12 protein-coding genes are annotated in these 13,641 nt (G+C 70.7%); 2 read left to right on the top strand and 10 right to left on the bottom strand.

All coding sequences use genetic code 11. The features are described from left to right. Positions 1-57: 57 nt before the first annotated feature. Genes J2847_RS04305 through J2847_RS04325 form a run of 5 tightly spaced genes read right to left on the bottom strand, consistent with a single transcriptional unit; the run spans position 58 to position 6,886 of the window. Entirely contained in the window at positions 58-3,024 is a 2,967-nt protein-coding gene (locus J2847_RS04305; RefSeq protein WP_209777221.1) for an ATP-binding protein, read from the bottom strand. A gap of 24 nt (positions 3,025-3,048) precedes the next feature. Further along, positions 3,049-3,471: a response regulator gene (locus tag J2847_RS04310; protein WP_085556520.1), complete on the bottom strand. Its 423-nt coding sequence runs from the start codon at positions 3,469-3,471 to the stop codon at positions 3,049-3,051. Between the two features lie 12 nt (positions 3,472-3,483). Beyond that, a complete protein-coding gene (gene cheB, locus J2847_RS04315; RefSeq protein WP_233474262.1) occupies positions 3,484-4,569 on the bottom strand; it encodes a chemotaxis-specific protein-glutamate methyltransferase CheB in 1,086 nt (361 codons plus the stop codon). Continuing rightward, the gene (locus J2847_RS04320) at positions 4,569-5,966 is read right to left on the bottom strand and encodes a chemotaxis protein CheW (RefSeq protein WP_209777222.1); all 1,398 of its coding nucleotides are present in this window, start codon (positions 5,964-5,966) and stop codon (positions 4,569-4,571) included. Before J2847_RS04320 ends, cheB begins: the two co-directional genes overlap by 1 nt. Continuing rightward, on the bottom strand, positions 5,966-6,886 hold the full coding sequence (locus J2847_RS04325; protein WP_209777224.1) for a CheR family methyltransferase: 921 nt from the start codon (positions 6,884-6,886) through the stop codon (positions 5,966-5,968). The genes J2847_RS04320 and J2847_RS04325 overlap by 1 nt, the downstream gene beginning before the upstream one ends. 173 nt (positions 6,887-7,059) lie before the next feature. Between J2847_RS04325 and J2847_RS04330 the strand changes: the two genes are divergently transcribed. Both J2847_RS04330 and J2847_RS04335 read left to right on the top strand, forming a co-directional pair. Continuing rightward, positions 7,060-9,129, top strand: coding sequence for a HAMP domain-containing methyl-accepting chemotaxis protein (locus J2847_RS04330; RefSeq protein ID WP_325169327.1), 2,070 nt, complete (start codon positions 7,060-7,062; stop codon positions 9,127-9,129). A gap of 277 nt (positions 9,130-9,406) precedes the next feature. Continuing rightward, a complete protein-coding gene (locus J2847_RS04335; protein ID WP_209777226.1) occupies positions 9,407-9,655 on the top strand; it encodes a hypothetical protein in 249 nt (82 codons plus the stop codon). A 44-nt stretch (positions 9,656-9,699) separates the two neighbouring features. On the opposite strand, the gene J2847_RS04340 is transcribed toward J2847_RS04335, so the two are convergent. The 5 genes from J2847_RS04340 to fabG all read right to left on the bottom strand — a co-directional run bounded on the left by J2847_RS04340 (position 9,700) and on the right by fabG (position 13,631). Further along, positions 9,700-9,993 (bottom strand): DUF2934 domain-containing protein, encoded by a 294-nt coding sequence (locus J2847_RS04340; protein ID WP_233474263.1) that lies wholly within the window; start codon positions 9,991-9,993, stop codon positions 9,700-9,702. Positions 9,994-10,096: 103 nt separating this feature from the next. After that, the gene (mltG, locus tag J2847_RS04345; RefSeq protein ID WP_209777229.1) at positions 10,097-11,110 is read right to left on the bottom strand and encodes an endolytic transglycosylase MltG; all 1,014 of its coding nucleotides are present in this window, start codon (positions 11,108-11,110) and stop codon (positions 10,097-10,099) included. 5 nt (positions 11,111-11,115) lie between these two features. Then, the gene (gene fabF, locus J2847_RS04350; RefSeq protein WP_209777231.1) at positions 11,116-12,378 is read right to left on the bottom strand and encodes a beta-ketoacyl-ACP synthase II; all 1,263 of its coding nucleotides are present in this window, start codon (positions 12,376-12,378) and stop codon (positions 11,116-11,118) included. Positions 12,379-12,471: 93 nt separating this feature from the next. After that, positions 12,472-12,711, bottom strand: coding sequence for an acyl carrier protein (locus J2847_RS04355; protein WP_085556513.1), 240 nt, complete (start codon positions 12,709-12,711; stop codon positions 12,472-12,474). 182 nt (positions 12,712-12,893) lie between these two features. Beyond that, positions 12,894-13,631: a 3-oxoacyl-[acyl-carrier-protein] reductase gene (gene fabG, locus J2847_RS04360; RefSeq protein WP_085556512.1), complete on the bottom strand. Its 738-nt coding sequence runs from the start codon at positions 13,629-13,631 to the stop codon at positions 12,894-12,896. Positions 13,632-13,641 lie beyond the last annotated feature (10 nt).

Here is a 13,641-nt window from a genome sequence, read left to right on the forward strand (position 1 = left end):
CGACAAACACTAGCAACCGCGATGTGTCCCGCGCCTGTCCGCTCCATGAATTCATTTTCATGAACCGCCGGTCGCGCCCTCCGCCCGGCGGGCCTGCGCGGCGGTGGCGAGCCGGTACAGCGCGTCACCATCCAGGATGATGACGATCCGCCCGTCGTTCAGCAGGGAGACGCCCCCCACCCCCGGCACCTCGGCCAGCCCGGGGTGGCTTTCGCGGACGAAGAGGTCGCCGCGACGCAGCAACGCGTCGATCGCCAGGCCGATGCAGCGGTCGCCGTGGCGCAGGACCACGACCATTCCCTGCCCCTCGTCGCCCTTGGCCCCGTCCGGGGGCCAAGCGCCGCCCGTGGGAAGGTCCAGCGCGTCGGCCAACCGCACCACCGGCAGCGCCCGGTCGCGGTGACGGACGGCCCAGCCGTTGATCTCCCGATCGAAGGCGGCGCCGGCGAGGCCGCAGACCTCCTCGACGAAGCGGTCGGGGATCGCCAGAACCTGATCGCCAACCTCGACCAGCAGGGCGCGCAGGATGGCGGCGGACAGCGGCAGGTCGATGGCGAAGGCGGTCCCCTCCCCCTCGGCCGTGCGGATGGCGACGCTGCCGCCAAGCCGGGCGATGGCGGTGCGCACCACGTCCATGCCGACGCCGCGCCCCGATGTTTCGGTCACAGCCTCGGCGGTCGAGAAGCCGGGGGCGAAGATGAAATCGTGGATGGCCTCGGGCGGCAGGGCGCGGCTCTCCTCCTCGCCGACCAGACCGTTGCGGACGGCCTTGGCACGCACCGCGCCGGTCGCGATGCCGCGCCCGTCGTCGGCGATCTCCACCACCACCCGGCTGTTGCGCTGGACCGCGCGCAGGCTGAGCGTCGCCTGCGGCGGCTTGCCGGCAGCCTCGCGCTCGGCCGGGAGTTCGATGCCATGGTCGATGGCGTTGCGGACCATGTGCATCAGCGGGTCGTGCAGCGTCTCGACCATGCTCTTGTCGATGCGGACATCGCCGCCGTCCGTCGCGAAGCGCACCGACTTGCCCTGGGCGCGCGCCAGTTCGCGGACCATGCGGGGAAACGGGGTGAACAGCGTTTCCACCGGCACCACGCGCAGGTCGAGCGCCGCCTCCCGCAGCCGGTCCACCGAGCGGCTGAGCCGGGCGTCGAGATCGAGCAGATCGCGCCGGTGCCGCTCCATCGCCTCCTGCGCCGCGCGCAGGCCGGGATCGCCGGCCCCCAGACGGTCGGCGAGGGCGGCGAACGCCTGCTCCAGCCCAGTATCCCTGGCGGCGGCGTTGAGGTCGCCGGAGAGCAGAACCATCCCGTCGATGCGCGCCATGAAACGGTCCACCACTTCGCCCGGCACCCGCAGCACGCCGGCGGACACGGCCGGCTGCCGGGCCCGCTGGGCCGGCGCGACAGCGGCCGGCGGCGCGGAGGGGTCCGCCGGCCTCCGCTGCGGCGGGACCGGCGAAGGGAGAGCCGAATCCGGCTCCCGCATCGCCGCGGATGGATCGTCCGTCACGGCCCCGCCTGGAACACAGCGGCGGATCCGCAGGAGTTCCCCGCCGGGGTCGATGGCGGACAGGCCGCCGCGCAGTTCGTCCAGGCCAAGCGGCGAGGCGACCAGCAGCTTCAGCCAGGTCTTGCCGTCGATGAACTCGGGCCAGTTGGTGATGGCCTGCACCCGCGAGCCCAGCCAGGCGACGAATCCCGACGCCACCTCGGCGGAGGTTTCCAGGAAGGCGGTGACTTCGCAGAGCCCGATGGCCGGATCGGCGACCGCCGCGCGCAGGTCGGCGGCGCTGTCCGGCGACAGGAAGCGCAGCAGGCCGGCATCGAGGCCGAGATCCGTCAGCTCGGCGGCGGTGAAGGGCCGGCCGGCGTCGGCATCGCCGGACCGCGCGCCGGCGGACGCCCCGTCGACGCAGGCGCGCAGACGCCGCTCCAGTTCCGCCGCCGTGCCGTCGTCGAGATCCTCCGGCGGGTCGAGCATCGCCAGCGCGGCCAGCCGCTCCACCACCATGCGGGAATCGGCCAGCAGCCCCGGCCAGCCGGCCTGCCCGAACGGAGCCGCGTGCCGCGTCACGTCGGCCAGAACGCGGACCAGCGCCGCCGCGCGCGGCAGCGTGACGATGTCCAGCGTCGCGGCGACACGGTCGAGCGCGCCGGCCAGTTCCGCGCCCGTCGCCACGCCCACCGCCGGTTCCGCCAGGCGGGGGTCGGCCATCAACTCAAGCGCGCGGGCGGCGCTGCTTTCCAGTGCCTGGGCGTTGTGGTCGGCGAGCAGGGTGACGAGGATCGCGGCCCCGGCATCCCGCCCCGACAGGCGGCCGACGCGGGCGCTTGCCACCGCCACCGCCTGAAGCGCGCGCAGGGCCGCGTCGGCGTCACGGTGGGCCAGGGCCGCACGGAAGCCACGCAGCGTGTCGGCGAAAGGCAGGAAATCCAGCCGCTCGCAGGCGATCTCCAGCCGCTCCGCCGTGTCGTCGACCGCGCGAAGCTCCTCCCCGTCCAGCGCCGCCGGGTCGAGCCCGCGGGTCAGCGTCGCCATCCCGTCATGCAGGAGCCCGACGAACAGGCCGAGAAGCTTGTCGTTCCCATGCAGCCGGTTCGGCGGCTTCGACGGGTCGGCCGTGGCCTTGCCGGCCCCCTTCCCCCCGCCCAGCGCGTCGAGTTTCGCCAGCAGCCCGTCGGGCGCCACGCCGTCGCGGCGGTCGCGGGTCGCCTGCTCGACCAGCCCGCGCAACGCGTCCAGCGCCTCCAGCAGCGGATCGGCGGTGGCGCCCGTCAGCTCCAACGATCCGGCGCGGATCCGGCCCAGTATGGTTTCGGCGCGGTGGGCGACCGCCTCCATCGCGAACAGATCCATGGCCCGCGCCGCGCCCTTCAGCGAATGGAAGGCGCGGAACAGCGCGGCGATGCGCTGCGGCCCATCCGTCCCGCCGGGCGGTGCGGCCAACAGAGCCTCGATGGCGTCAAGATGTTCGCCGGCCTCGACGCCGAACTGCCGCCACAGGGTTTCGATCAGTTCGCTCATGCTTCGCCCATGGCGGGAGCGGCGCTAGGGCCGGGCCGGCAGGGGCAGGCCGGCGGCGCGGCGGATCGCCACCACGATGTCGTGCCCCTTCTTATGGGCCAGATCGAGGCTCATCGTGCCGGACGGCTTGGCGATGATCTCGACCGCGCCCAGCGCGCGGGCCTCGCCCGCCTCCGGCGAGCCGACCTGGGCCACCGAGGAGATGATGACGACCTTGGCGCGCGACGTCAGCGACAGATGCTCCATAACCTCCAGCCCCGACATCTCCGGCATCTCGATGTCGAGCAGCACGATGTCGGGCTTCAGCGACTTGACCATCTCCAGCGCCACCTTGCCGTTCTCCGCCGCTCCGACGAGGGACAGCTCCTCGTCGGAGCGCACGATGTCGCCGATGATGGTGCGCATCAGCACCGAATCGTCGACCAGCAGAATCGTCGGCTTCGCCATGGACCAGGATTCCTATGCTTGCGTGGGGGTGAACAGGGTGTCGAGCCTGCGGGCGATGGCGGCGACGGACAGGACCTCCGTCGCCACCCCGGCCCGGATCGCGGCGCCGGGCATGCCGCCCACCGCGCAGGAGTCCGGATCCTGCACCAGCACCGGGAAACGGCGTGCGGCGAATGCGCCGGCGCCGGCGGTGCCGTCGTCGCCCATGCCGGTCAGGATGACGGCGACCGGAAACACGGCCTCCTGCCCGGCGGAGCGGAACAGCCGGTCGGCCGAGGGGTGGTGGATCGTGTCGCCGCCCGGCGCCGCGAGCAGGACGAAGCGCCCGTCGGCCAGCCGCCGCACCACCCAGTCGGCGCCGCCGCGCAGGATGACGATCCTGCCCGGCACCAGCGCCATGCCGTCGCCGCCCTCCGCGACCGGGCGCTTCAGGGTGCGCGCCAGCGAGGCGGCGAAGCCGGCGGTGAAGCTCGCCGGCATGTGCTGCGCCACCACCAGCGGACAGGGCAGCGGGCCGAGCGCCCCCAGCAGTTCCACCAGCGTCACCGGACCGCCGGTGGAGACGCCGATCACCACCAGATCCGGACGATGGTGGAGGCCGTGCCGGGAAGCCGGGTGATCCATGGAGACGGGCGGGAGAGGGGAAGGCGGAGGGGGCGTCACGACGCCCTCCCCCGGCGCCGCCATGCGCCAGCGCCCCCAATGGCGCACCTTCTCGGTCAACTGCCGCTCGATGGAGGCCATGTCGAAGCTGATGAAGGAGCTGTTCTTGCAGACGAAATCGACCGCCCCCGCCTCCAGCGCGCGGATGGTCGCCCCGGCTCCCTCGGACGTTTCGTTGGACACCATGATGCAGGGCGGCCCCTTTTCCCGCGCGATGGCCCGGACCGCCTCGATCCCGTCCATCACCGGCATGTTCAGGTCCATGGCGACGACGTGCGGTTTCAGCCGGCGCGACAGGCGCAGCGCCTCGGCGCCGTCGCGCGCCTCGCCGACGATCTCGATGTCGGAGGCCGGCTCCAGCATCTTGCGCAGGGCGGCACGGACGAAGTTGCTGTCGTCCACCACCAGCAGCCGGATGCGCGGACCGTCCATCATCAGCGGTCCTCCGTCATGCGGGACGGTCCGGCCGAACCGGCGACCAGCCCCTCCGGGCGGAGCACCGGGACAAGCGCGCCGTCCAGCCGGATGACGGCGGCGGTCATGTGGTCCGCAACGGGATCGACCTCATCGCCGGCGACCCTGCGGATGCGCTGGATCGCATCGGCGATCAGCGCGACCATGCCGCCGCCGATCTCCAGCAGAACGGCCACGCCGGAACCCGCAGGCGGGTTTACGATCGGACGACGCGCCAGCAGAAGGCGCAGGTCGACAACCGGCAGGATGGCGCCGTCCACCTCGGTCAGCCCGTCGAAGCCGCCGGTTTCCCCGCCCCGTCCCCGGGGCAGACGCAGGCGGCCGGACGCCCCGACGACCCGGCGGACCCTCTCGAACTCCAACGCATAGACACGCTCGTCGACCAGGAGGGTCAGGAAACGGCGATGAAAGCGCCGCGGCAGGCGGTGGCCGGCCGGATCGCCGCCCTGCGGAACCAGGCGACCGATCCCGTCGAGATGCTCGCCCAGCATGCGCGAGGCGGTCCTCACCTCCAACCGCCCTCCCTCGTGATCCACGATACTGCTCGCCACGCCGGCCCCGCCTTTCTCCTCATGCCCCAGGGGAAGACGCACCATGCCGCGCACCGCATCGGCCCGCACCCCGACCGGCCCGCAGCGCGTCGCGTGAACCACCGCGTAGCCCCCGGCGCCGGGCGTCGCCCCAAGTGGATCGGTCAGCAACAGCGGCCGGTTCTGCACCGGCACCATGCCGCACACCAGCGCCGGGGCGTCTGGCAGCGGGCGCGGTTCCCCGACGTAAGAGACCAGCAGGATTTCGTCCATGGCGAGCGCGTGGGCGCATCCTCCCGCCTCGACGATCAGCAGCCGGACGGTGGCGCGCCCTCCCGCGCTCGCGGGTGGAGCGGCGGCGGCCCCGGCCGATCCCTGCCGCTCGGCCGGCCCAGCGAGGGCCACGCCCCGGCCCAGCTCCAGCCGGTCGGGATCCAGAAGCCGCAGAGAACGGTCGTCCTGGACCAGCCGCGCCGCGACCGGCAAGCCGGCATCCTCCGGCGCCGGAGCGGTTCGCGTCACCCGCTCCTCCGGCAGGTTCCCACCGACGCGCCCCACGCGCAAAGCCAGCAGCCCCCTGCCCGTCCGCAGAACGACCAGCACCCCACCCTCGCTCCCATCGCTCCGGGCCGTCCCCGTCGCCGGGCGCATCCGGCCGGTGAGGTCGATCACCGGCAGGATGCGCCCGGCGACGTTGGCCAGCCCCTCGACATGCGGCGGTGCGAACGGCAGCCGGGTGGTGCGGACCGCCTCGGCGACCTCCTCCACGCGGTCGCTTTCCACGGCGAAGGCGAGTCCGGCGATGTCGAAGCCGAGGAAGCCGCCCATCACCCCGCCCCCCCGCCATGGCGCCGGAAGGCCAGGGCACGGTCGCCGCGGTGCCGGTCGAAAGGCGCGTCGTCGGGAAGCCGGTCGGTGGTGCCCAGCACCAGCCAGCCGTCCGCCGCCACCGCGCCGGTCAATTGCCGCAGGGCCCGGGTCCGGCCGTTCTCGTCGAAATAGATCATGACGTTGCGGCAGGACACGAGATCGAAACCGCATCCGGGCGGCGCCGGGTCCATCAGGTTGTGCCGGTCGAAGCGGACGGCCGCGCGGGCGTCCGCCCGCACCCGGCGGTGGAGCGGCGCTTCGCCGCCCAGCGGCACGAACCAGCCGGCGTACTCCTCGGGCAGGTCGCGGAACGGGCTCAGCCCCTCCCCGCCGTAGCAGGCGTTGCGGGCCTGCCGCACCGCGATCCGGCTGAGGTCGGTGCCCAGCACGTCAAGGCTCCAGCCGGTGGCCACGCCGTCCCCGGAGCGCCGCGCCTCGCCGGCGTCGGCCAGGGCCTCCAGCGCGACGATCGCGAGACTGTAGGCCTCCTCCCCGGTGGCGCAGCCGGCGCTCCACAAGCGCAGCGTCCGCAACGGCCGCCGCGCGGCGATCAGGGCCGGCAGGACATGGCGGCGCAGATGCTCGTGGTGCGGCTTGTCTCGGAAGAAATAGGTTTCATGGATCGTCAGATTCTCGATCAGGCTGAGCCAGTCGGCGCTGTCCGGCGGCGCCGCCTCGATCTGTCCGACCCAACGCTCAAGGGCGGGCAGCGGCATCGCCGACAGGATGCGGGCCAGCTTGCGCTCCAATGGCCGGTCATGGCGGATGCCCGCCTTGCGCCGCACGTCGGCCAGCAGGCGTCGGGCCAGCGCTTCCAGAACGCCGGGAGAGGCTCCGCCGGCCGCCGTCTCCCCAGCCAGGGCGCCGCCGTCCGTCATGACGCCTGGACGCGTTCGCCACGCCGCACCATTGCAGCGAATTCGAGAAAAACATGCTGGCGTTCCGAAGCGGGCATGGCAACAGGGTCCTCGCAGACAACCCAGGATCACGGCATCCGTTCGTAATGACTTGCCGGAAGCACCATGGCCGACGCAAGGTGAAATCGGGGGAGGTGGCGAAGAACGGCTGGCCGACGCTTCGCCACCCCGCCGCCATGGACGCCACCGCCACGCAGGACTCCGCCGGGATGTCGATCTCGACCCGCATCGCCATGGGCTTCGCCGCCGTTCTTCTGCTGACCGTGACGGTCGCGGTCATCGGCTGGCGGGGGCTGAACGGCTACGCGGAGCATGTCGACGTCGCCAGCCGGACCGCCGCGCTCGACACCCGGCTGAACCAGGCAAGGCTGGAGGAGGCCCGTTATCTGCTGGATGTCGAGCCGGCGGCGAGCCGTCAGGTCCGCGCCCTGACCGACGCCCTGAGAGCGGACGTCGAGTCCCTGCTCGCCGACCGCACGCATCCAATGAACCACCAGATCCTGTCCGAGGCGCTCGACAAACTCGCCACCTACCGCAAATCCTTCGACGAGGTGGTGAAGCTGGAGGCCGACAAGTTCGCCGGACTCGCCAAGCTGCGCCGGCAGACTTCCGTTCTGCTGGAGGCCGCGCGGAGCGTATCGGCGGCGCAGGAGGACCGTTACCGGACGCTCCTGGCGCGGCTGCGCGAGGCTCCGGCCGATGACGGGGCGCTGGCGGCGTTGGACTCGTCGGTGCGGCTCGGCGGCATCGCCGGCCGGCTGGTCCAGGAGACGCGGGGCGCCCTGCTCGACGTCCAGCAGTTCCTGATCGAGAATGGCGGATCGGGCAGCACCGCGCTGAACGCCGGCATCGACAGGCTGCTCCACGTCGTCGGCGACATGCGCAGGAGCGCGCCCGATCCAGACGCCCTGAAGGCGGTCGACGATCTGACCGCCAGCGTCATGGGGGTGGAGACCGAGTTCCTGCTCGTCGTCGACATCATCCAGAGCCGGCTGAACGCCCGCGCGGCGATGCGCGACGCCGCCGCCGCCGTCAGCGAGCGGGTCGGTCATCTGGTCGAGATGCAGATGACCGAACGCGAAACCGGCCGCGCCCGCGCCGCCTTCCTGCTGTGGAGCGGCGCGCTCGGCGCGCTCGGCGTCGGCATCCTGCTGTCGATCGTCATCGCCCGCAGCCTGACCGGCCCGATCGCCGCGACCACGCGGGCGATCCAGCGCCTGTCGGAAGGCGACCTCTCCACCGCCGTGCCCGGCACCGGCCGCCGCGACGAGCTGGGCGCCATCGGCCGCGCCACCGTCAGCGTGATCCAGGTGCTGCACGGCCTGCACCACGAGATGCACCGGCTGTCCGGCGTGACCACCAGCGCGGCCGGAACGGCGACCGCATCGGAGTTCCACGGCGCCTACGGGGAGATGATCGCGCTGCTGAAGGACACCGGCTCGGCTTTCCAGAGGATCGGCGAACAGGCGACCCAGGTCGCCGTCGCCGCCGGGCAGGCCAGCACCGCCATCGGCCACGTCTCGGACGGCGCGTCGGAACAGACCGACGACCTCGATCAGGTCGCCACCGCCGTCGGCCAGTCGGCCCGCGCCATCGCCCATGTCACCGACAGCACCCGCGACGCCTCGGACATGGTCAAGGACGCCGCCGGCTTCGCCGACAAGGGCCGCGACGACATGGCCCGCCTGCTGCGCGTCTCGCAGACCATCGCCGAGAACAGCCGGCGCATCGGCCGCATCACCGAGGCGATCACCCAGATCGCGGTGAAGACCAACATCCTTTCCGTCAACGCCTCGATCGAGGCGGCCCGCGCCGGCGAGCAGGGCAAGGGCTTCGAGGTCGTCGCCGAGGAGGTCGGCAAGCTCGCCGACAACGCCGTCGAGAGCGCCCGTCAGATCGCCGACATCGTCGAAACCGCGGCGGCCATGGCGCAGGAAGGCATGACCGTCACCGAGCAGGCCCGCCGCATGATGGACGGCTTGGCCGAGCGGGTCGCCCGCATCGACAAGGCGTTCCAGTCCGTCGCCGTGGCGATGGAGCAGCAGCAGGCATCGGTCAGGGAGATCGAGCGGTCGGTCGAGAGCGTGCGCACCGTGGCCTCGAAGAACGCCGCCGCGTCGGAGGAGATCGCCGCGACCATGGTCCACCTCTCGCGGCTGGCCGATGAAACCCGACGGCAGGTGGCACGCTTCAAGGCGGTTTGAGACCCTGGAACTCGCCGCTGGTGCCCCACGCAGAGCGCGGGGATGACGAGATGACGATCGCTTTCAGGAAGCGAGCGAAGCGGCTGCGGCTGGCTGAAATAAAATTCATCGACGAGCGGATGGGAAAAAGTGGTAATTCCTATTCCCTTCACGGCGTTAGATGGCATTTAAGTTTGTTTTAACCGTGTTGGCGGCTTATTGGGGGCGTCGGGACGATCAATCCCGGCCATCGATCCACGGATCACCCAGAGATCAACCCAAGACAAGGGAAGCCGACATGCCCACTCCGATGATCGCCGATGAAGTCCGCACGGCCAGCCGCATCCACGCGCGCCTCCTGGATGGTTTCATCGCCCTGACGGAAGGTGAACTCGCCGGCCTTGCCCCCGGTTTTGCCCAGGAGAGTCTTCAGGAATCGCTGGAGCGTCTGCGCGCCGCCCGCAAATCCTATGGCGGTATTGCCGGCGTCGTCGTCGCGGCGTCGAGCAACGAACCGATCGCCCTGGCGGCGTCCAACGCCGCCTGAACGGCGGCGCCGGTTTCACTGTTCCGATTGCGGGAACCGGCCGGTCAGGCCGGAACCGTCTTGCGGGCGCGTGGCTTGCGCGTCTTGGGGGACTCGGCGACCAGTTCCGGTGCCGCCGTTTCGACCGCGGCGGACAGGGTCGTCACCGGTTCGGCCTTGCTCTTCCTCACCGCCTTGCGCGGCGCCGCCTTCGTCGGTGCGGCCACCCCTTCGGCCTGAGCCGCGACATCGCGTTCAGCCTGCAACCAATGATCGGCGTCGCAGCCGTCCGGACAGCCCTGCTCCAACCAGATCGCGTAGGCGCGATCGCGGATGCGCCGCTCGACATCCAGGCTCATCACACTCTCCTCGCTGGGTCGTGACAATTTCTGTTGCGACGCGAAGAGTGCCGGACGGGACAACATCCCGCAACCGGGCGAAACGATATCGGCGCATCGGCCATCAATCCGATGACGTTTCTCCGTGGCCGCCCGGCCTGCTCTGCTGGAGTTCACGCCAGCGGGCGACGTTGCGGTTGTGGTCCGGCAACGTCCTGGCGAAAACATGCCCGCCGGTGCCATCGGCGACAAAATAAAGGAAATCGTGCTTCTCCGGTTTCACAACTGCGAGAAGCGACGCCTTGCCGGGGTTGGCGATGGGCCCCGGCGGCAAGCCGTTGATCTGGTAGGTGTTGTAGGGCGACTCGAACTTCCAGTCGTTGCGGGTCAGCGTCCGGCCCAACTCGCCCGAACCATCGGTCAGGGCGTAGATCACGGTCGGATCGGATTGCAGCTTCATCCCGGCTTCCAGCCGGTTGAGAAAGACACCCGCCACCCTGGCGCGCTCGGCCGCGACGCCGGTTTCCTTTTCGACGATGGACGCCAGGGTCAGCGCCTGTTCGGCCGTCTCGATCGGCAAGCCGTCCTCGCGCCCCTTCCACGCCTCGGCCAGCGCCTGGGTCATGGCGGTCTGCATCCGCTCGACCAGCGAGGCACGGCTGTCGCCATAGGCGTAATGGTAGGTTTCGGGAAGCAGCGCGCCGTTCCTCGGCACCTTGCCCAACTCGCCGGTCAGGGCCGGCTCCTTGTCCAGCAGGGCCACCACCTGCGCCGAGGTCAGCCCCTCCGGCACGGTGAAGCGCCGCACCACGGTGCGGCCCTGGCGCATTTGCTCCAGGACGGCTTCCATGCTGATTCCGGCGGGAAACAGATACTCGCCGGCCTTGAGGTCGCGCACCGGCCCCATCAGCCCCATCAGCTTGGATCCGGCGACGAACAGCAGCGGCGAATCGATCACCCCGGCGTCGCCGAGCGTGATGGCGATGGCCTCGATCCCGCTGCCGCGCGGGATGACCACGCTTTCCGGCTGCTCGAGCGGACCGGGGGCCATGACGCGCATGACTCCCCAGACGCCGACTCCTGCGGTGGCGCCGGCAACGACCAGCGCCCCCGCGATGATCCGGAGGCCCCAGCCCATGCCGCTTACGCGAACTCCTTGAAGACCAGCGACGCGTTGGTGCCGCCGAACCCGAAGGAGTTCGACAGCGCCGCGCGGACCCGGCGCTCCTGGGCGACCTTCGCCACCAGATTGACGCCCTGGCAGCTCTCCGACGGATTCTCCAGGTTCAGGGTCGGCGGAACGATGCCGTGGTTGATCGACTTGATCGAGTAGATCGCCTCGACCGCGCCGGCGGCGCCCAGCAGGTGGCCGATGGCCGACTTGGTGGAGGACATCGCCAGCTTGTCCATGGCGGTGCCGAACAGACGCTTCACGGCGCCAAGCTCGATCTCGTCGCCGAGCGGCGTCGAGGTGCCATGAGCGTTGACGTAGTCGATGTCGGCCGGGGTCAGGCCGGCGCGCTTCAGCGCCCCGCTCATCGCCCGGAAGCCGCCGTTGCCATCCTCCGCCGGGGCGGAGATGTGGTGGGCGTCGCCCGACAGGCCGTAGCCGACGATCTCGGCGTAGATGGTGGCGCCGCGCTTCTTCGCGTGCTCCAGCTCCTCGAGGACGACGACGCCCGAGCCCTCGCCGATGACGAAGCCGTCACGGTCCTTGTCGTAGGGGCGCGAGGCCTTCTCCGGCGTGTCGTTGAAATTGGTGGACAGGGCGCGCATGGCGGCGAAGCCGGCCACGCCCAGGCGGCTGACCGCCGCCTCGGTGCCGCCGGCGACCATGACGTCGGCGTCGTCCCACATGATCAGGCGGGCGGCGTCGCCGATGGCGTGCGCGCCGGTCGAGCAGGCGGTGACCACCGAGTGGTTCGGGCCCTTGAAGCCGTGCTGGATCGAGATGTGACCGGAGGCCAGATTGATCAGGCAGGCGGGAATGAAGAAGGGCGACAGGCGGCGCGGCCCCTTCTCGTGCAGGGTCACGGCGCCGTCGGCGATGCCCGGAAGGCCGCCGATGCCGGAGCCGACCATCACGCCGGTGCGCTCGCGCTCCTCGTCGGTCTGCGGAGTCCAGCCGGAATCGCGGATGGCTTCCTGCGCCGCCGCGATCGCGTAGAGGATGAAGTCATCCATCTTGCGCTGGTCCTTCGGCGGCACGAAGGAATCGGCGTTGAAATCGCCGTCGCCCGTACCGCGCGGAACCTGACCAGCGACCTTGGAGGCGAGGTCGGACGTCTCGAAGCCCGTGATCGCGCGGATTCCCGATTGACCGGCAATCAGCCGCTCCCAGTTCACCGTGTGGCCAACGCCAAGCGGCGTGACCAGACCGAGGCCGGTGACGACGACACGTCTCATGAGCTGTTTCCTGACCTATCCTCGAAAAAACGTCGACGGCCAGGCCACCGCGTCGCGGATCGCCTGGCCACCGGTAAAGGCGTCCCTGCCCGATCAGGCCGGGGCGTTCGCCTTGATGAAGTCGATGGCGTCCTTCACCGACAGAATCTTCTCGGCGGCGTCGTCGGGGATCTCGACCCCGAACTCCTCCTCGAAGGCCATGACCAGCTCGACGGTGTCGAGGCTGTCGGCGCCCAGATCGTCGATGAAGGAGGCGTTCTCCACCACCTTCGACTCCTCGACACCCAGGTGGTCCACAACGATCTTCTTCACGCGCTCGGCGATGTCGCTCATCTTATCTGACCTTCCAATCCTTGAAATCGCTCGGGAAACCGCTCGGGATAATCCGGTCGGAGCGACACGCGGAAGGCGTGCCGTCCTGCTGCGAAAAGCCCCGTCCGATAACACATTTCCGCAGCCTTGACCAGCGCCCGCGGGGGCTGGGGGCCGCGAAGCTTCACAAGAGGCGTATCGCCTCAGATCATGGCCATGCCGCCGTTGACATGCAGCGTCTGGCCAGTGACATAGGCGGCCTCTTCGCTCGCGAGGTACACGACCCCGGCGGCGATCTCCCCCGGCTCGCCCATGCGGCCGGCCGGGATGGCGGGGAGCAGCTTCTGCTTCTGCTCGTCGTTCAGGGCGTCGGTCATCGCCGTGGTGATGAACCCCGGCGCGACGCAGTTGACCGTGATGTTGCGCGAGGCCAGCTCGGCGGCAAGGGCCTTCGACATGCCGATCAGGCCGGCCTTCGACGCGGCGTAGTTGGCCTGCCCCGGATTGCCGGTGACTCCGACCACGGAGGTTATGTTGACGATGCGGCCCCAGCGGCGCTTCATCATGCCGCGCATGGACGCGCGCGACAGGCGGAAGGCGGCCGTCAGGTTCACGTCGAGGACGGCCTGCCAGTCCTCGTCCTTCATCCGCATGGCGATCTGGTCGCGCGTCAGCCCGGCGTTGTTGACCAGGATGTCCACCTTGCCCAGCGCCGCCTCGGCATCCTTGAAGAGCTGCTCGGTGGCGGCCGCCTCGGACAGGTTGCCGGGGACGACGAAGGCGCGCTCGCCCAGTTCGGCGGCCAGCGCCTCCAGCGGGGCGGTGCGGGTGCCGGACAGCGCGACGGCGGCGCCCTGGGCGTGCAGCGCGCGGGCGATGGACGCGCCGATGCCGCCCGATGCGCCGGTGACGAGGGCCGACTTGCCGGTCAGATCGAACATGGTGGGAATC

Source organism: Azospirillum agricola (assembly GCF_017876095.1).
Taxonomy (GTDB): Bacteria; Pseudomonadota; Alphaproteobacteria; order Azospirillales; family Azospirillaceae; genus Azospirillum; species Azospirillum agricola.